The organism is Pseudoruegeria sp. SK021, assembly GCF_002119405.1.
Lineage (GTDB): Bacteria > Pseudomonadota > Alphaproteobacteria > Rhodobacterales > Rhodobacteraceae > Meridianimarinicoccus.
In genome coordinates this window covers 1-18146 of sequence record NZ_MTBG01000033.1, presented here as the reverse complement: position 1 = coordinate 18146, position 18146 = coordinate 1, and the positions used below count along the sequence as shown (strand labels likewise).

Sequence of the window (18146 nt, the reverse complement as noted above, 5' to 3'; positions counted from 1 at the left end):
ATCAATGGCTCCTTTTCTTCGGGGGCATCAAATCGGTGATCGTACCCTCGAACATTTCAGCCGCAAAATTCAGCGTTTCCGACAGGGTGGGATGCGGATGGATGGTGTGACCCAGATCCACGGCATCCGCGCCCATCTCAATGGCCAGCGCAGCTTCAGCAATCAACTCGCCCGCGTTGGTGCCGACGATAGCCGCCCCAATAACACGGTCGTTGGTGGGGTCAAATAGCAGCTTGGTCATGCCTTCCGAGCGACCGTTGGTCAGAGCGCGACCAGAGGCTGCCCAAGGGAACACGCCCTTCTCATATTTGATGCCCTTGGCCTTGGCTTCGGTTTCCGTCAAGCCAGCCCATGCCACCTCAGGATCGGTGTAGGCCACAGACGGGATCAGGCGCGCATCGAAGAACCGCTTTTTGCCTGCACAGACCTCGGCCGCAACCTTGCCTTCGTGAACCGCTTTATGCGCCAACATCGGTTGGCCAACGACATCCCCGATTGCGAAGATGTGGCTGACGCCGGTGCGCTGCTGACCGTCCACGGCAATAAAGCCACGGTCATCCACTGCCACGCCGGCGGCGTCAGCATTGATCAGCTTGCCATTGGGACGACGGCCAACCGACACCAGAACCTTGTCGAACGTGTCAGTTGTGACCTCGCCCTTGGCATCCTCGAACGTGACCTTCAGGCCGTCCTCTTGCGCCTCCATCCCGGTGACTTTGGTTTTCAGCAGGATGTTTTCATAGCGCTTGGCAACCCGCGTGTGCAGCGGCTTGACCATGTCTTTGTCGGCACCAGGCATCAACTGATCCATGAACTCGACCACGGTGATCTTCGAGCCGAGCGCGTCATAGACACACGCCATTTCCAGACCAATAATGCCGCCGCCCAAGATCAGCATCCGCTTGGGAACATCTGCCAGTTCCAGCGCACCGGTGCTGTCGACCACCCGAGGATCATCATGCGGAATGAACGGCAAGGTCACCGGCTCAGAGCCCGCGGCGATGATGCACTGATCAAAGCTGACCGAGGTCTTGCCATCGGCACCCTCGACTTCGATCATGTGGCTGCCGGTGAATTTGCCGGTACCAGTCACGACTGTGACCTTGCGCGCTTTGGCCAGCCCGGTCAGGCCGCCGGTCAGCTTGCCGACCGTGTCGTCCTTGAAGGCGCGGATTTCGTCGAGATTGATCTCGGGCTTGGCGAATTTCACACCATGGCTGCCCATCTCTTCGGCCTCGGTGATGACCTTGGCCACGTGCAGCAACGCCTTTGACGGGATACAGCCGACATTCAGGCAGACGCCGCCGAGGGTCGGGTTGCGTTCGATCAGGATTACCGACAGGCCAAGATCTGCGGCACGGAATGCCGCAGTATAGCCGCCCGGACCAGAGCCCAGAACCACCACATCCGCATGTTGGTCGCCTTTCTTAGGCGCACCGGCCACAGCGGGCATCGGGGCATCGGACGCTGTGGCGGGTGCGGATGACGCAGGCTTTTCAGCCGGTGCGGCAGACGCGTCTTCCTTGGACTTTTCAGGGGCCTTTTCGGGGGCCGCATCGGCCCCCTCCAGCACAAGGATCAGGCTGCCTTCGTTGACTTTATCGCCAGGCTTGACCTTAATCTCTTTGACGACCCCCGCCCCCGGGCTGGGAACCTCGAGCGTCGCCTTGTCGCTTTCCAGCTCAATCAGCGGGTCTTCGGCAGCGACGGTATCGCCCACTTCGACCAGAATGCTGATGACCGGAACATCTTTGAAATCGCCGATGTCGGGGACTTTGACTTCCATTCTCTCGGCCCTCCTTACAGCATCAACCGGCGAACATCGCCGAGCAGGAATTTCAAGGTCGCGCAGAACCGGGCAGCCAAAGCGCCGTCGATGGCACGGTGGTCATAGCTCAGCGACAGCGGCTGCATGTTGCGCGGCACGAAGGTTTCCGAACCCTTGTCCCAGACCGGCGCGATTTTCGACCGGGTCAGGCCAAGAATGGCCACTTCGGGTGCATTGACGATCGGCGTGAAGCTAGTGCCGCCGATGCCGCCCAGCGACGAGATCGTGAAGGTCGCGCCCTGCATATCCGCGCCTTTCAGCTTGCCTTCGCGCGCTTGTGCGCTGAGCTCGCCCAATTCCTTGGAAATCTCGACCAGACCTTTGCGGTCAGCGCCTTTGATCACCGGAACCATCAGTCCGCCGGGCGTATCTGCGGCGAAGCCGATGTTGTAGAAATCCTTCTTGATCAGCTTGTCGCCATCCGGGTGGACCGACGAGTTCACTTCCCAATGGGTTTTCAGGGCCGAAACGCTGGCCTTGATAACGAAGGACAGCAGCGTGACGCGGTAGCCTTCCTTCTTCGCGGCCTCGTCCAACTCGCGCCGGTAGAGGTCCAACTCTGTAATGTCGGCCTCTTCGTTATGGGTGACATGCGGGATGTTCAGCCAAGACCGGTGCAGGGCCGGGCCGGACAGCTTCTTGATGCGGGGCATTTCCACATCTTCGACGGGGCCAAATTTCGAGAAATCCACGACCGGGATCGGCGGAATGCCCATGCCGCCCGATGCGCCAGCCGCTGCCGACGCCGGAGCGGGGGCCGCTTCGGCTTTGAAGACCGCGGTAACATCGTCGCGCACGATGCGGCCCTTGCGACCCGACCCGTTGATCTTGGCCAAATCAACGCCAAGATTGCGCGCAAAAGCCCGCACGGACGGCGAAGCATGCGCCTTGTTGAACCCGGCATCTGTGACCGTTGCGGGTGCAGCGGCCGCAGCGGGTGCGGCGGCGGCAGCGGGGGCCTCTGCGGCTTTTTCAGCCGGCTTCTCTTCGGCCTTGGCCGGCGCGTCGCTTGCGCCGTCACTGGCTTCCAGAACCATGATCAGGCTGCCTTCGCTGACTTTATCGCCTTCTGAGATCTTGATCTCTTTGACGACCCCGGCGGCTGGGCTGGGCACTTCCAGCGTCGCCTTGTCGCTTTCCAGTTCGATCAGGGGATCCTCAGCGGCGACCGTATCGCCAACGCTGACCAGAATACTGATCACCGGGACATCCTTGAAATCGCCGATATCGGGAACATTCACGTCTGTTGTCATCTGTCTGTCTCCTCGTCCCGTACGCTCAAACCAGCCGCGGGTTGGGCTTTGCGCCATCAATGTCGTATTTTTTCAAAGCTTTGGTCAGTTCGGCCTTGGTGACTGTGCCCTGCTTGTACAGGTCCACCATGGCGGCCGCCGCAATGTGATTTGCATCCACCTCGAAGAAGCGGCGCAAATTGACCCGGCTGTCCGAACGTCCGTAGCCGTCTGTTCCCAGAACCGTAAAGCTGGACCCTTCGGGCACATAGGCGCGGATCTGTTCGGCAAAGGTCTTCATATAGTCGGTGGCGACGATGATCGGACCGCTGGCCTTTTGCAGTTGCTCGGTCACGTAGGGGGTGCGTTGCTCTGACAAGGGGTTCAGACGGTTCCAGCGCACCGCGTCCTGACCATCGCGGGCCAGTTCGTTGAACGACGTTGCCGACCAGATTTCCGAGGTGACCCCGAAATCTTCTTTCAGCATCTCTGCCGCCTTGATCGCCTGCACAAGGATCGTGCCCGACCCCATCAGGGTCACATGCTTCTTGGCCGGCTTCGCTTCGGGTTGCAGACAGTACAGCCCCTTGATGATCTGCTCTTCCACGCCCTCGGGCATGTCGGGGTGCTGGTAGTTTTCGTTCATCAGCGTCAGGTAGAAATAAACGTCTTCCTGATCCACAAACATCCGCTGCAAACCGTGCTGCACGATCACCGCGACTTCAAAGCTGAAGGTCGGATCATAGCTGATGCAGTTCGGGATGGTGCTTGCCAAAACGTGGCTGTGGCCGTCTTCGTGCTGCAAGCCTTCGCCGTTCAGCGTGGTCCGCCCGGCGGTCCCGCCCAGCATGAAGCCCCGGCACCGGCTGTCGCCCGCCGCCCAAGCCAGATCGCCGATCCGCTGGAAGCCAAACATCGAGTAGTAGATGAAGAAGGGGATCATCGGCACGCCATGCACCGAGTAACTGGTCGCAGCCGCCATCCAGTCGGCCATCGCGCCGGCCTCGTTGATGCCTTCCTGCAAGACCTGACCGTCCTTGCTTTCCTTGTAGAACATCATCTGATCGGCGTCTTCAGGGGTATAGTTCTGACCCAGCGGGTTGTAGATCCCGACCGACCGGAACAGCCCTTCCATCCCGAAGGTGCGGCTTTCATCCGGCACAATCGGCACCACCTGCTTGCCGATCTTCTTGTCGCGCAGCAGCGTCGTCAGGATGCGGACAAAGGCCATGGTGGTCGAAATCTCGCGATCACCTGTACCCTTGATCTGACCGTCGAACTTGTCGAGCGACGGGATCTCAAGCTTCGGCGCATCGCGCCAATGTCGAACCGGGAAGGCCCCGCCCAACGCTTGGCGACGGTCAGCCAGATAAGCCTTTTGTGCGTTGTTCAACTGTACGAACGGCGCTTTTGCCAGATCTTCGTCGGACACCGGAATTTGGAACCGGTCGCGCATGGCGCGAAGTTGGTCCTCGCCCAGCTTCTTTTGCTGGTGGGTGGTGTTCTGGCCTTCGCCAGCCGTACCCATGCCATAGCCCTTGACGGTCTTGACCAATAGGCAGACCGGCTGCCCTTTGGACTCGGTTGCGCGTTTGAAAGCGGTATAGACCTTTTGGGTATCATGGCCGCCGCGACGCAAATTCCAGATTTGATCGTCGGTCCAGTCGGCCACCAGCGCGGCGGTTTCCGGATACTTTCCGAAGAAATGTTCGCGGATATAGGCACCGTTTTTGGATTTGAACGTCTGGTAATCGCCGTCGACGGTTTCTTCCATCAACTGGCGCAAGCGGCCCGTGGTGTCGGCTTCCAGCAGGTCATCCCAACCGCGTCCCCACAGCAACTTGATCACATCCCAGCCCGAGCCGCGGAAGTTGCCTTCCAGTTCCTGCACGATCTTGGCGTTACCGCGGACCGGCCCGTCCAGACGCTGCAGGTTGCAGTTGATGACGAAAATCAGGTTGTCGAGGCCTTCCCGCGCCGCCAGACTGATCGCACCAAGGCTTTCCGGCTCGTCCATCTCGCCGTCACCGAGGAAGCACCAGACCTTGCGGTCTGCCATGTCGATCAGACCGCGGTTGTGCATGTATTTCATGAAGCGGGCTTGGTAGATCGCACAGAGCGGGCCAAGGCCCATCGACACGGTCGGAAACTGCCAATAATCCGGCATCAGCCACGGATGCGGATACGAGCTGAGCCCCTCGCCGCTGACTTCGGATCGGAAGCTTTCCAGTTGCGCCTCGGTGATGCGGCCTTCCATGAACGAGCGCGCATAGATGCCCGGCACCACGTGCCCCTGAAAGAAGACCAGATCGCCGCCATGGTGTTCTGATCTCGACCTCCAGAAGTGGTTCAGACCAATATCATACATCGATGCCGAGGATGCGAAGGACGCGATATGTCCACCGTATTCGCTGCTGACTTTGTTGCGGCGTACGACCGTCGCCATGGCGTTCCAGCGATTGATCGCCCGAATGCGCCCTTCCATCTCCAGATCGCCGGGGAATTCTGGCTGATCATCGGTGGGAATGGTATTTTGATAGGGCGTGGTCGCCGAAAACGGCAACATGGCCCCTGCTGCGCGCGCTTGTTGGACGGCGCGATCAAGAAGGAAATGCGCGCGGTCAGCACCGTCACGCTCAATCACATCTGAAATCGCCTCCTGCCATTCCTGTGATTCAATCGGATCAATGTCGGGATATTGAGTCATGAAATTCCGTCCTTCCTCTCTCCTCGCGACCGACGCCATTCAGGCATCAGAGCGCACGTTTTGCAGTGAACCCCACGCGGCGACTGCCGGGAATTTCACAATTCTGCTTTTGCGGTGAGGTCAGATTCTTGCGCCCGACAGACCCCTCAGGATCAGATCGTGCGCGCAAGAAAATGTCTCCCCCCTCGGATTTTTCTGCATGTTATCATTGTGATGCAGATTTATCAGTCAGTACGCATTCCCTATCGTAAATCGTAATGATTGGAACCCCCCCAGCCATGCATAACACCATCCCATCTGGATCATAACGAACCAGAATGGACAATTGCCAAAATCGAACGTTGAAGGGTTTGGCACGGAAATGCGCCCCCGCTTCCGTCGCTCAGCCGCCACAGCACGGACCGGCGTGTCGCTGGTGGGAAATCCCCGGTCCGCGCGCGCCCCGTCTGGCCAAGTGGTCTGATCTGGCATGTCTCCTCCCTCGCTCCTGATCTCAGTAAGCAACTGAAGCCGGATGGGTTGCAAGACCCGCAATCACGAAATTCCACAGAACTTCGCCTTGTCGGCGGTTGCGAACCCGGATCGACGGGGCCGCAAAGGCGCAAACCGCGTCATCAACGATGCCGGTACCGGGGCAACTCACTCTTGCGTCCACAAAAACGCATCCCCGAACCCCTGCTGACGGACCAGATCACGCGCGGCATCGGCCGCGGCATCGGTCGAAAACGGCCCGGCGAACAGCACGCGCAATTGACCCGACCCGCGGCGGAAATCTTGGCGCAGCGGCGTCAGCCCCAACGATTGCAGCGTGACGGCCACCGCGTCGGCGGTTGCCGTTCGCCCAAAGGCACCGACCTGCACGTACTGGCCGGACTGGGGAAATTGCGGGGCGGTGCCTTTGCGGTTCGGAGGAATCTCGGGCACCTCGTCCGAGGCAACAAGCCGCGCACGGCTTGGCGTTTGGCCGCAGACTTGCGCCCCGTCCTCTTGCCGGCGCTCGGCCCACAACACCTCTGCCCCCAACGCGACCCGGACATAAGCACAGCCTGCGGCGTCGATATAATCCGTCGCGGCAAACCCCGGCGGCGGCAGATCAACGGGGTCCGCAGCCAACGCGCCAGCCGACAACGCCCCCCCCAAAACGGTGGCGCAAATGGCGGCGCGAAAGTCTGCGGGCCCCTGGCTCATTTGGTGCCGAACATCCGATCACCCGCATCACCGAGACCGGGATAGATATAGCCCTTGTCGGTCAGCCCTTCGTCCAGCGCAGCGGTGACGATCTGAACATCTGGATGCGCCTCTTTCATCCGCGCCACCCCTTCGGGCGACGCCAGAAGGCACAAAAAGCGCAGATTTGTGGCCCCGGCCTTCTTCAGCAGATCAATGGCAGCCACCGATGAGTTGCCAGTCGCCAGCATCGGATCCACGGCAATCACCAAGCGATCCGACAACTCAAGCGGCACCTTGAAGTAATACTGCACCGGTTGCAGCGTCTCTTCATCGCGATACAGCCCGACAAAGCCGACCCGGGCCGACGGAATCAATTCCAACACCCCATCGAGCAATCCGTTTCCGGCCCGCAGAATGGAAATCAGCGCCATCTTTTTGCCGTCCAGCACCGGCGCGTCCATTTCCATCAACGGCGTCTCGATCCGCGTGGTCGTCATCGGCATCGACCGGGTAACCTCATAGGCCAAAAGCTGGCTGATCTCGCGCAGCAATTGCCGAAATCCAGCGGTTGAGGTCGCCTTATCGCGCATCAGCGTCAGCTTGTGCTGCACCAAAGGATGATCGACGATGGTCAGGTGGGCTAGGTCGTCGGTAGTGTTAGTCATCTTGTGGCTCCAGCAGGCTCAGCAATGTTGTCTTTGTGGCGTCGTCGCAAAATGCGGCACGGGCGGCGGTCTGATTGACTGCGCGCACGGTTTCATCCTCCCAGCCGAACGTCTCGGCCAGATGGGCATATTCGGCGGTCAGGGTGGTTTTGAAAAAGGGCGGATCATCGGTGGACACGGTGACGGGAACCCCTGCCGCGCGCAACCGCTCAATCGGATGATCCTTCCACCGGGGATACACGCCAAGGGCGATGTTCGAGCCGGGGCAGACCTCAAGCACCACCCCTTCTCTCACCAGCCGTTCGACCAAAGCAGGATCTTCGATGGCCCGCACACCATGACCGATGCGGCTGACACCCAAATCGTCCAGCGCGTCGCGCACCGAGGCGGCCCCGCCCCATTCTCCGGCATGGGCGGTCAGGCTCAGACCTGCTTCCCGGACCATATCAAACGACCATACATAATCCCGGGGTCGGCCTTTGCGTTCATCCCCGGCCAAGCCGAACCCCACCACCCAATCGCCTGCGGTCTCGGCGGCACAGCGCGCCGTTATCCGGGCCGCATCAGGGCCAAGATGGCGGATTGCGGTGACGATGCCGCGCAAGCGGGTGCCGTCACGGGCAAAGGCAAGCTCGGCAGCTTCCCGGATTGCGGCCACATATTCGCGCCATGCGCCCAGATCACCGCCGCCGCAAAATTCGGGCGACAGGAAAGCTTCGGTATAAATCACTCCCTGCTGCGCCTGTTCTTCCAGCACAGCCAAGGTCAACCGGTGGTAATCCTCAGGGGTTTTCAGCACCGAACAGGCCGCGTCATACACCGTCAGGAAATGCCCGAAATCCCGGAACGCATAGCCGCCATCCCGATCAAACACGCCCGTCAGGTTGACCGACTTTTTCTTGGCCAGATCCCGAATGAAGGTGGGGGGGGCTGCGCCCTCAAGGTGCAGATGCAATTCGACTTTGGGACAGGGACTCACAGAAAACTCCGGCCGGGCCCGGACGCGGATGCGCCAAGGTGTTTTGCGATGCTGGCGGCCACATCGCTGAATTGGCGGACGCCAAGATTGCCCGGCCCCGCTCCGCCCTGCACACAGCCCAGCAGCGGCACCCGTTCGCGGGTATGCTCGGTCCCGTGCCAGGTGGGATCATTGCCGTGATCCGCCGTTATCACCAGCAAGTCACCGGGACGCAAGCCCGCCAGAAGACCTGGCAGCGCAGCATCGAACCGTTCCAACGCGGCGGCATAACCCGGCACGTCGCGGCGATGGCCATAGAGGCTGTCAAACTCGACCAAATTAACAAAGGTCAGACTGCCCGCTTCGGCCTCCGCGATCGCCTGTGCCAAATGGCCGAGCAGATCAGCGTCGCTGCCCTTGAGCACCGTGTCGACCCCCTGCCCCGAGAAGATATCCTTGATCTTGCCAATGGCGTGCACGCGCCCACCCGCCGCCTGCACCCAGTCGCACAACGTGGCCGAGGGCGGCGCCATGGCATAATCGCGGCGATTAGCGGTGCGGGTAAAGCCCGTGGCGGCATCGCCAAGAAAGGGCCGCGCGATCACCCGGCCAACCTGCTGGGCATGCAGGTCGGGGGCCAATGCTGCGCAGAGGTCCATCAGACGGTCCAAGCCAAAGCTCTCTTCATGGGCGGCAATCTGAAAGACGCTGTCCGCAGAGGTGTAGCAGATCGGCCAGCCGCTGCGCAGATGTTCGGCACCAAGGTCCGCCAAAATGGCGGTGCCGGACGCGTGGCAATTGCCAAGGATGCCCTCTGTTCCCGCCAAGTCACAGACCCGCGCCACCAGCGCATCTGGAAAGGCCGGGACGGTCATCGGGAAATAATACCAATCCCACGGCACCGGCACGCCGGCCAATTCCCAATGGCCCGACGGCGTGTCCTTGCCTTGGGACACTTCCTGCGCCACGCCCCAAAAGCCCCCTGCATGTGCGGGTGCAGGCCAATCGGCAACCGCATCCCGGCCAACCCCTGATGCCATCACCCGGCCCAGCCCAAGGCCGGACAGTGCCGGAAGCCGCAATGGGCCTCGGCCCCCAGTGCCATGGGTGCCGCTGGCACAGGCGCTGGCGATATGGCCTAGCGTATCCGCCCCGGCATCCCCGAACTGGGCAGCATCCGGTGCGCCGCCACACCCAACCGAGTCGAGCACCACAAGAAACGCCCGCGCCATCAGCCCACCCGTCCATGAATAAGCGGTGGCGGCTTGGTGGCCGCCCCGATTTGAAACGCCGCTTGAACCACAGGGATCGCCCGTTCCGCTGAGGCCGCGTCGGCCGCATGAAGCCGGGCCAAGGGCTGCGTCGTCACCACCGCATCCCCCAAGGCCAGCACATCGGTCAGGCCAACACGCGGATCCGGCACATCCTCAGGGCGGAGCCTGCCGCCGCCCAATTCCAACACCACCTGCCCCAACGCCTCGCCGTCGATCCCGGAAATATGGCCGGCTGACAGCGCGGGCACATCGCAGATCACCGGTGCGGACGGCAGGTACCGTTCCGGGTCGGACACCACGTCACTCGGCCCACCCAAGGCATGAACCATCGCCGCGAACCGCTCGGCCGCGGCCCCGGACTGAAGCACGTCAAGCGCGGCCCGGCCACCCGCCGCTGCGGTTGGGTATAGGCCCGCCAAGGCCAGCATCTCACCCACCAAAGCCAAGGACAATCGGCACAGGCGGCTTTCGGGCCGGGGATCGCGCAAGACCTGCACCACCGCGGCGATCTCGACCGCATTGCCGATTGACCGGGCCAGCGGCTGGTTCATGTCAGTGATCAACGCACGTGTGGCGCAGCCCGCAGCCTTGGCGGTCGACACAAGGGATTCCGCCAAGGCCGAGGCCTCTGCCCGGGTTTTCATGAACGCGCCACTGCCGCCTTTGACATCCAGCACTAGCGCCTGCGCCCCCGAAGCCAGTTTTTTGGACAGGATCGAGGCGGTGATCAAAGCGCGGCTTTCCACCGTCGAGGTTTGATCCCGCAGGCTGTACAAAATGCGGTCAGCGGGCGCGATTTCGGTGGTTGCTCCGACAATGGCACATCCGACCTGCCCGACAATGGCCCGCAGCCGCGCTTCGTCCACATCAGTGCAGACGCCCGGGATTGCCTCTAACTTGTCCAAGGTGCCGCCGGTGTGGCCAAGACCCCGGCCCGACAACATCGGCACGAATGCCCCTAGCGCAGCCGCGATTGGCGCAACGATCAAGCTGGTCGCATCGCCCAAGCCACCGGTAGAATGCTTGTCCACCACCGGCCCCGGCAAATCCCAATGCAGCACATCTCCGCTGTCGCGCATCGCCCGGGTCAACGCCACAATTTCTGCCGCGCTCATGCCGCCTTTACAGACCCCCATGGCAAAGGCCGCGCCCTGCACATGGCTGACCTCGCCCGTGGCCAGCCCTCGGGCGAACCAATGCAGCTGCGCTTCGGTCAAGGGGATCCCCTCGCGGAGATGGGCCAGAACAGTGCGCGCGTCCAAGGGACTAGTCCTGCGCCGCCACCGCCACCGGCACGGGCACCGCGCCCATGTCGCCGGTCTGAAATGCGCCGGGCAACAAGGCCCCCACCGTTGTCACCTGCGTCTCGCCCGACAGGGTGGCAAGAGTGACGACCACATCCGGCCCGGCAAATTCGGACAGCTTCTGACGGCACCCACCGCAAGGCGGCACCGGACGCGGGCAATCTGCGATAATCAGCATTTCGGCAATTTCGGTCGCCCCGCCCGCAATCATGGCGCCAATCGCTCCAGCTTCAGCGCAAGTGCCTTCTGGATAGGCGGCGTTCTCGACGTTGCAGCCCGCAAAGACCTGCCCATCGCGGCTACGCAATGATGCGCCCACCTTGAACCCGGAATATGGGGCGTAGGCGTGGTCACGAACCTTGCGTGCTGCTGTCATAAGATCCATTTCGGCCCCCTGCGCCCATCAAATTGGTCCCAGAGTGATGCGCCCGACCCCGCTTTGCAAGAGCCGAGCACCGGGTTCGGGAAAAAGCAGCAATCGATGCGAATCCATCATCCCGCATCCCGGGCAACTGGTCTATGGTCATCGCGACCGGCTTTTAATAAGTCCGAACAAAACGTACCGGAGGATCCCCATGTCGGAAGACACCAGCGACAGCCTGCGCCAAGAAGCGCTCTTTTATCATGAATTTCCCAAGCCCGGAAAACTTGAGATCAGAGCGACCAAGCCAATGGCAAATGGACGCGATCTGGCCCGGGCTTATTCGCCCGGCGTGGCTGAAGCCTGTCTTGAGATTAAGGCCGATCCCGAAGCGGCCAGTCGATACACCATTCGCGGCAACCTCGTGGCCGTGGTCAGCAATGGTACGGCGGTGCTGGGATTGGGCAATATTGGCGCGCTGGCGTCAAAGCCGGTGATGGAAGGCAAAGCGGTCCTGTTCAAGAAATTCGCCAATATCGACTGCTTTGATATTGAATTGGACGCCTCTGACCCTGAACGCATGGCCGATATCGTCTGCGCGCTGGAGCCGACCTTTGGCGCAATCAACCTTGAAGACATCAAGGCGCCCGACTGCTTCATCATCGAAGAGATTTGCCGCAAGCGGATGAATATCCCGGTCTTTCACGACGACCAGCACGGCACGGCGATTGTCGTCGGCGCGGCGGCCACCAACGCGCTGCACGTGGCAGGCAAGGCCTTTGAAGACATCAAGGTTGTCTCAACCGGTGGCGGTGCAGCAGGCATTGCCTGTCTGAACATGCTGATCAAACTTGGGGTGAAGCGCGAGAATATCTGGCTCTGTGACATTGCCGGATTGGTCTATGAGGGCCGTACCGAAGAGATGACGCCGCAAAAGGCGGCTTTTGCGCAGAAGTCCGACTTGCGTACGCTGGATCAGGTAATTGAAAACGCCGATCTGTTTCTTGGCCTGTCGGGGCCGCGCGTCCTGACCCAAGCCATGGTCGCGAAAATGGTCGATACGCCGATCATCTTTGCCTTGGCCAACCCAACCCCGGAAATCATGCCCGATCTGGCCCGGGCGGTGAAGCCCAATGCCTTGATCGCAACCGGGCGCTCGGACTTCCCCAATCAGGTCAACAACGTCCTGTGCTTCCCGTTCATTTTCCGTGGCGCGCTGGATGTGGGGGCGACCGAAATCAACGACGAGATGGAGGTGGCCTGCGTTGAAGGCATTGCCGCCCTCGCCCGCGCCACCACCAGCGCCGAGGCCGCGGCCGCCTATCAGGGCGAACGGCTGAGCTTTGGCGCGGATTACCTGATCCCGAAACCCTTCGATCCGCGCCTCATGGGCGTTGTTGCCACCGCGGTTGCGCTTGCCGCGATGAAAAGCGGCGTCGCCAAGAAACCGCTGGAGGACGTCGCCGCCTACAAGGCCAAGCTGGACGGTTCGGTCTTCAAATCCGCGATGATCATGCGCCCGGTCTTTGCCGCAGCGGCCACCGAAGGGCGTCGCATCGTTCTGGCCGAGGGCGAAGATGAGCGGGTGCTGCGCGCCGCCAACGCCATCATCGAAGAAACCACCGAGACTCCGATCCTGATCGGACGGCCCGATGTGATCGCCATGCGCTGCGAAAAAGCCGGCCTCAAGATCAAGCCCGAAATCGATTTCGGCGTGGTCAATCCCGAGAACGACCCCCGCTATCGCGATTACTGGAGCACCTATCTGGAGATCATGGAACGGCGCGGCGTGACCCCTGATCTGGCCCGTGCCGTGATGCGGACCAACACCACCGCTATCGGGGCGGTCATGGTCAAGCGCGGCGAAGCCGACAGCCTGATTTGCGGCACATTCGGGCAATATCTGTGGCACCTGAACTACGTCACCCAAATCCTCGGCACCGAAAAGCTGGCACCGATTGGCGCGCTGTCGTTGATGATTCTCGAGGATGGCCCGCTGTTTGTGGCCGACACCCACATCAACGCCGAACCTACATCTGAGCAAATCGCCCAAACCGTAATTGGCTGCGCCCGGCACATGCGCCGGTTCGGGGTGGTTCCGAAAATCGCTCTGTGCTCAGGCAGTGAGTTCGGCAACCTGACCACCCGTGCCGCCGATGTGATGCGCGGCGCACTGGCGATCCTCGATGGCAAGCCGCGTGATTTTCTCTACGAAGGCGAAATGAACGTCGACACAGCCATGAACAGCGTGTTGCGTGAACGGGTGTTCCAGAATTCCCGGTTCGAGGGTGCGGCGAACGCCTTGGTCTTCGCCACCACCGAAACGGCCTCTGGTGTGCGCAACATCCTGAAAGCCAAAGCCGGTGGACTGGAAGTTGGGCCGATTCTGATGGGCATGGGCAACCAGGCCCATATCGTCACACCGTCGATCACCCCGCGCGGTCTGCTCAACGTGGCGGCCATCGCCGGCACACCGGTGTCGTTCTACGGCTAGACCCGACGCGGTGCTGCGGCCTGCGCCCGATCCGGGGCGCGGGCCGCAATCCTTAAGCGAACTGTTCGTTCAGCAGACGTTCTTCCAGACCGTGGCCCTGATCAAACAGGATCCGGTGCGAGACTTTGGGTTCGCTGACGATTTCGACCCAGAGCACGTTATCGACCGAGCGACTGTCAGCATCGGCCATGACCGGACGGCGGCTTGCTTCCAGAACGTCAAACCGCACCCGCGCCGTCTTGGGCAGCAACGCCCCCTGCCAACGCCGTGGCCGGAACGCGGCCATCGCAGTCAGGGCCAGAACCCCCGACCCAATCGGCAGGATCGGCCCATGCGCCGAATAGTTATAGGCGGTTGACCCGGCCGGCGTGCTGACCAGCGCCCCATCGCAGACCAATTCATTCAACCGCTCACGCCCATCGATGCTGATGCGCAGTTTCGCGGCCTGTGGCCCGGCCCGAAGCAACGAGACCTCGTTGATCGCCAGCGCGCTATGGACACGACCGTCGGCGGTGCCTGCCTGCATCGACAGCGGATTGATGACCTCTTCCTGGGCACGGCCCAACCGCTCGGGCAGATCGGCCACGGAAAAGTCATTCATCAAAAACCCAACGGTCCCGCGATTCATGCCATAGACCGGCGCGGACAAGGATTGCGTCGCATGCAGGGTAGACAACATGAATCCATCGCCCCCCAACGCCACAATCGTATCCGCCGACTCAATGGGAACATTTCCGTACACAGACGCCAATTCCCGCAGGGCACTTTGGGCAATCGGCGCATCGCTGGCCAGAAAGGCTATCTTTGTCCGAACGACCACGATTTTTTCCCTGTTTTTTTGGTACGTTGACCTAGTCATCGCGTGACGCATCCGGAAACTCAACCCTTAGAAACTTCCCCCTGCGATCCTTTTGCCCACCATGCACCCGTTTCAGGGCTTTTTTTGGGCCGCTCGCTGCACTAAAGAGCGTGGCATCGCCAAGCGGGTCCCTCCTGTATCGATGTCCCGTGCGGCTCTGGCCCCGAGAGAGAGGGAAACACAAGATGAACGCACCCCACCGTGACACCGGCTTTTTCACCGAAAGCCTGACCGATCGCGATCCCGCCCTGTTCGGCGCCATCACCCAAGAACTGGGCCGTCAACGCGACGAGATCGAACTGATCGCCAGCGAGAACATTGTCAGCCTTGCCGTGCTGCAGGCGCAAGGCTCGGTCATGACCAACAAATACGCTGAAGGCTATCCCGGACGGCGCTATTACGGTGGCTGCCAATATGTCGATATCGCTGAAAATCTGGCCATTGAACGCGCTTGCGAGCTGTTTGATTGCAGCTTTGCCAACGTACAGCCGAACTCGGGCAGCCAAGCCAACCAAGGTGTGTTTCAGGCCCTCTTGCAACCTGGTGACACCATTCTGGGCATGAGCCTTGATGCTGGCGGGCACCTGACCCACGGCGCGCGTCCGAACCAGTCGGGCAAATGGTTCAACGCCATTCAATACGGTGTGCGCAAGCAGGATCTGGAAATTGACTACGACCAAATCGCAGAGCTGACCGCAGAACATAAGCCCAAAATGATCATCGCCGGTGGCTCGGCCATTCCCCGGATCATCGATTTCGCAAAAATGCGCGAGATTGCCGATACGGTCGGCGCCTATCTGATGGTCGACATGGCGCATTTCGCAGGTCTGGTCGCCACCGGGGCCTACCCCTCGCCGTTCCCGCACGCACATGTCGCCACCACCACGACGCACAAGACCCTGCGCGGTCCGCGCGGCGGCATGATCTTGACCAATGACGAAGCCTTGGCCAAGAAGTTCAACTCTGCGATCTTCCCCGGCATTCAAGGCGGTCCGCTGATGCATGTCATCGCCGGCAAAGCCGTCGCCTTTGGCGAGGCCCTTCGCCCAGAATTCACCGACTACATCGCGCAGGTGATCAAGAACGCACAGGCCTTGTCGGATCAGCTGATCAAAGGCGGCCTTGGCACCGTCACCAGTGGTACGGACACGCATTTGCTGCTGGTTGATCTGCGACCCAAAGGCGTTAAAGGCAATGCCACGGAAGCCGCGCTTGGCCGGGCGCACATCACTTGCAACAAGAACGGCATTCCGTTCGACACCGAAAAACCCACTGTGACCTCGGGTATCCGGCTCGGTTCGCCGGCGGGAACGACCCGTGGCTTTGGCGAAGCGGAATTCCGTCAAATCGCCGATTGGATTGTCGAAGTGGTTGACGGACTGGCAGCCAACGGTGAGGCGGGCAATGCCGAGGTCGAGCAGCGGGTCAAGGCCGGCGTTCTGGACCTCTGCGCAAAGTTCCCGATCTACCCCGGCCTGTAAGGCGACCGATGCGAAAGACGGCCCCCTTCCGAGGGGGCCCTCACCCCGGGCCGATCAGCCCACGCCACGCTAGAAACCCGATCACCAGCGCGGCCAGAATCAACAGATTGAACGCGATCCCTCCCAGAAGCTGAAGCAAGCGGCCTTTGCGCGCTTCGGCCGGATCCAGCGTGCGGGCATGGGCCCGCAACCGCCGATCCGCCTGCCGCAGCCGTCTGGGATCCACCTGCACGCGCAGCTTTGGATGCGCCGCAAGCTGTTCTGCCTCAATCAGGTCCTGCGCATCACGGCGCAGCCCGCGCGGCAGTGAACGGCCCGCATTGGAAGTGACGCGGGACAATGTCTGTCCCGGTACATCCAATTGTCGCCCTAGCAGTTTTGACAAGGCGCTGTTGCGCTTTGCGACCTCATCGGCGTGTGCATCCTGTACCATTCCAGCCTCCTCGTTCCACAAGGATCGTGCCATAGCGCCCGGCCCGAGGCCAGCCGTAGCCGTCATCGCACCCGTGCCTTGACATCGCGACAAGACCGCCCCGATAAGGTCGCGAGACCCCGAACGGAGACAGCACGTGCTTGCAACAACCCTTCATGGCGATCCGGTGCCGCAAACTGATCCGCTGCTGATCGTCCACGGCCTGTTTGGCTCGGCCCGAAATTGGGGCGTGATCGCCAAAAACCTTTCCGCACAGCGTCAGATCATCACCGTAGACCTGCGCAATCATGGCGCAAGTTTCTGGGCCGACAGCAACAGCTACCCCGACCTCGCCGATGATCTGGCACAGGTGATCGACGCCCATGGCGGCCGCGCCGATGTTTTGGGCCATTCCATGGGTGGCAAGGCGGCGATGGTTTTGGCGCTGACCCGGCCTGACCTTGTGCCGCGCCTGATCGTTGCCGACATCGCGCCCGTCCAATATGCTCACACGCAAATGCGCTATATCGAGGCGATGCAGAGCCTTGATCTGTCGACAGTATCCACCCGCATGGATGCCGACCGTCAATTGCGTGCCGAAGTCCCAGAATTGGCCATCCGGGCGTTCCTGTTACAATCTCTGGATCTGACCGACAAGCGCTGGCGGCTGAACCTAGAGGTGCTGGCCGCAGAGATGCCAGAGATCATGGGCTTCCCCAACATCAGTGCCCAATTCGATCACCCCACCATGTTCCTGTCTGGCGGCAAATCAGACTATGTTTTGCCCGACCATCGCGCGACCATCACGGCGCTATTCCCGCACGCGCGTTTTGTGAAAATCCCCGGCGCGAACCATTGGTTGCATGCTGAGAAGCCACGAGAATTCGAAGCGGCGGTCGAGACGTTCCTGCGCTGATCCGATCACACTGAAAACACGCCATTGCCCCGCGTCAGACCGTTGCGAACCGGCGTCAGACCCGTTACGGTTTTGGCGTGGTCCCGTAGCTCAACTGGATAGAGCACCTGACTTCTAATCAGGATGTTGGGCGTTCGAGTCGTCCCGGGATCACCACATGCACTTGTTTGTGCCAATGCCAATGAGGCATAAGCTTGCACGTTTTGGCGGTTTTCATGCACACCCCCTGTCAAGAGGAATGTGCAGTTGATAGTTTGGAAATTGGGCAACACTCTGATACGAAGTGATTTTACCCCTCTGCGTCCTTTCTTGGATGTCAGTCTGGCTTAGATCGGCCTTGTAGCGCGGCGAGGACAGGAGAGGTGGTCCTAGATTTTAGACCAGTTTTCCGCCGATCCAAGCTATAGCATTGGGTTCATGTCAGGCGGCGACTTTCAGGTGTTGATTGTGGGTATCATAAGCCTCACCGGGCGTCAGCAGCCCAT

The 18146-nt window shown here is 61.0% G+C and carries 15 protein-coding genes and 1 tRNA gene; 4 read left to right on the top strand and 12 right to left on the bottom strand.

The features are described 5' to 3' along the window. Position 1: 1 nt before the first annotated feature. From lpdA to BV911_RS15435, 10 genes are all read right to left on the bottom strand, one after another. Positions 2-1786 (bottom strand): dihydrolipoyl dehydrogenase, encoded by a 1785-nt coding sequence (gene lpdA, locus BV911_RS15475; RefSeq protein WP_086054522.1) that lies wholly within the window; start codon positions 1784-1786, stop codon positions 2-4. Positions 1787-1800: 14 nt separating this feature from the next. Continuing rightward, positions 1801-3081, bottom strand: coding sequence for a dihydrolipoyllysine-residue acetyltransferase (gene aceF, locus BV911_RS15470; RefSeq protein WP_086054521.1), 1281 nt, complete (start codon positions 3079-3081; stop codon positions 1801-1803). Between the two features lie 25 nt (positions 3082-3106). After that, on the bottom strand, positions 3107-5767 hold the full coding sequence (gene aceE / locus BV911_RS15465) for a pyruvate dehydrogenase (acetyl-transferring), homodimeric type (RefSeq protein ID WP_086054520.1): 2661 nt from the start codon (positions 5765-5767) through the stop codon (positions 3107-3109). A 493-nt stretch (positions 5768-6260) separates the two neighbouring features. Next, positions 6261-6410, bottom strand: coding sequence for a hypothetical protein (locus tag BV911_RS19615; protein WP_168184101.1), 150 nt, complete (start codon positions 6408-6410; stop codon positions 6261-6263). After that, the gene (locus BV911_RS15460; protein WP_086054519.1) at positions 6407-6955 is read right to left on the bottom strand and encodes an SPOR domain-containing protein; all 549 of its coding nucleotides are present in this window, start codon (positions 6953-6955) and stop codon (positions 6407-6409) included. Before BV911_RS15460 ends, BV911_RS19615 begins: the two co-directional genes overlap by 4 nt. Next, positions 6952-7602 carry a uracil phosphoribosyltransferase gene (gene upp, locus BV911_RS15455; RefSeq protein WP_086054518.1) on the bottom strand — a complete coding sequence of 217 codons (651 nt, stop codon included), beginning with the start codon at positions 7600-7602 and terminating at the stop codon, positions 6952-6954. Before upp ends, BV911_RS15460 begins: the two co-directional genes overlap by 4 nt. Next, the gene (locus tag BV911_RS15450) at positions 7595-8581 is read right to left on the bottom strand and encodes an adenosine deaminase (protein ID WP_086054517.1); all 987 of its coding nucleotides are present in this window, start codon (positions 8579-8581) and stop codon (positions 7595-7597) included. Before BV911_RS15450 ends, upp begins: the two co-directional genes overlap by 8 nt. Further along, a complete protein-coding gene (locus BV911_RS15445) occupies positions 8578-9792 on the bottom strand; it encodes a phosphopentomutase (protein WP_086054516.1) in 1215 nt (404 codons plus the stop codon). The genes BV911_RS15450 and BV911_RS15445 overlap by 4 nt, the downstream gene beginning before the upstream one ends. Further along, a complete protein-coding gene (locus tag BV911_RS15440; RefSeq protein WP_086054515.1) occupies positions 9792-11096 on the bottom strand; it encodes a thymidine phosphorylase in 1305 nt (434 codons plus the stop codon). Before BV911_RS15440 ends, BV911_RS15445 begins: the two co-directional genes overlap by 1 nt. Positions 11097-11100: 4 nt before the next feature. Continuing rightward, a complete protein-coding gene (locus tag BV911_RS15435) occupies positions 11101-11523 on the bottom strand; it encodes a cytidine deaminase (RefSeq protein WP_086054514.1) in 423 nt (140 codons plus the stop codon). 190 nt (positions 11524-11713) lie between these two features. On the opposite strand from BV911_RS15435, the gene BV911_RS15430 reads away from it, so the two are divergent. After that, the gene (locus BV911_RS15430) at positions 11714-13993 is read left to right on the top strand and encodes an NADP-dependent malic enzyme (RefSeq protein WP_086054513.1); all 2280 of its coding nucleotides are present in this window, start codon (positions 11714-11716) and stop codon (positions 13991-13993) included. A gap of 52 nt (positions 13994-14045) precedes the next feature. Here BV911_RS15430 and BV911_RS15425 read toward each other — a convergent pair whose 3' ends face one another. Beyond that, complete coding sequence (locus BV911_RS15425; RefSeq protein ID WP_086054535.1) at positions 14046-14852, bottom strand: NAD kinase; 807 nt, start codon at positions 14850-14852, stop codon at positions 14046-14048. A 185-nt stretch (positions 14853-15037) separates the two neighbouring features. Between BV911_RS15425 and glyA the strand changes: the two genes are divergently transcribed. Further along, positions 15038-16333, top strand: a complete 1296-nt coding sequence (glyA, locus tag BV911_RS15420; protein WP_086054512.1) for a serine hydroxymethyltransferase — start codon at positions 15038-15040, stop codon at positions 16331-16333. 40 nt (positions 16334-16373) lie between these two features. Here glyA and BV911_RS15415 read toward each other — a convergent pair whose 3' ends face one another. Next, positions 16374-16766 (bottom strand): hypothetical protein, encoded by a 393-nt coding sequence (locus BV911_RS15415; RefSeq protein WP_086054511.1) that lies wholly within the window; start codon positions 16764-16766, stop codon positions 16374-16376. Between the two features lie 136 nt (positions 16767-16902). Between BV911_RS15415 and BV911_RS15410 the strand changes: the two genes are divergently transcribed. Both BV911_RS15410 and BV911_RS15405 read left to right on the top strand, forming a co-directional pair. Beyond that, positions 16903-17661: an alpha/beta fold hydrolase gene (locus tag BV911_RS15410; RefSeq protein WP_086054510.1), complete on the top strand. Its 759-nt coding sequence runs from the start codon at positions 16903-16905 to the stop codon at positions 17659-17661. A gap of 79 nt (positions 17662-17740) precedes the next feature. Beyond that, positions 17741-17817 (top strand) — tRNA-Arg (locus BV911_RS15405). The last annotated feature ends 329 nt before the right edge of the window (positions 17818-18146 follow it).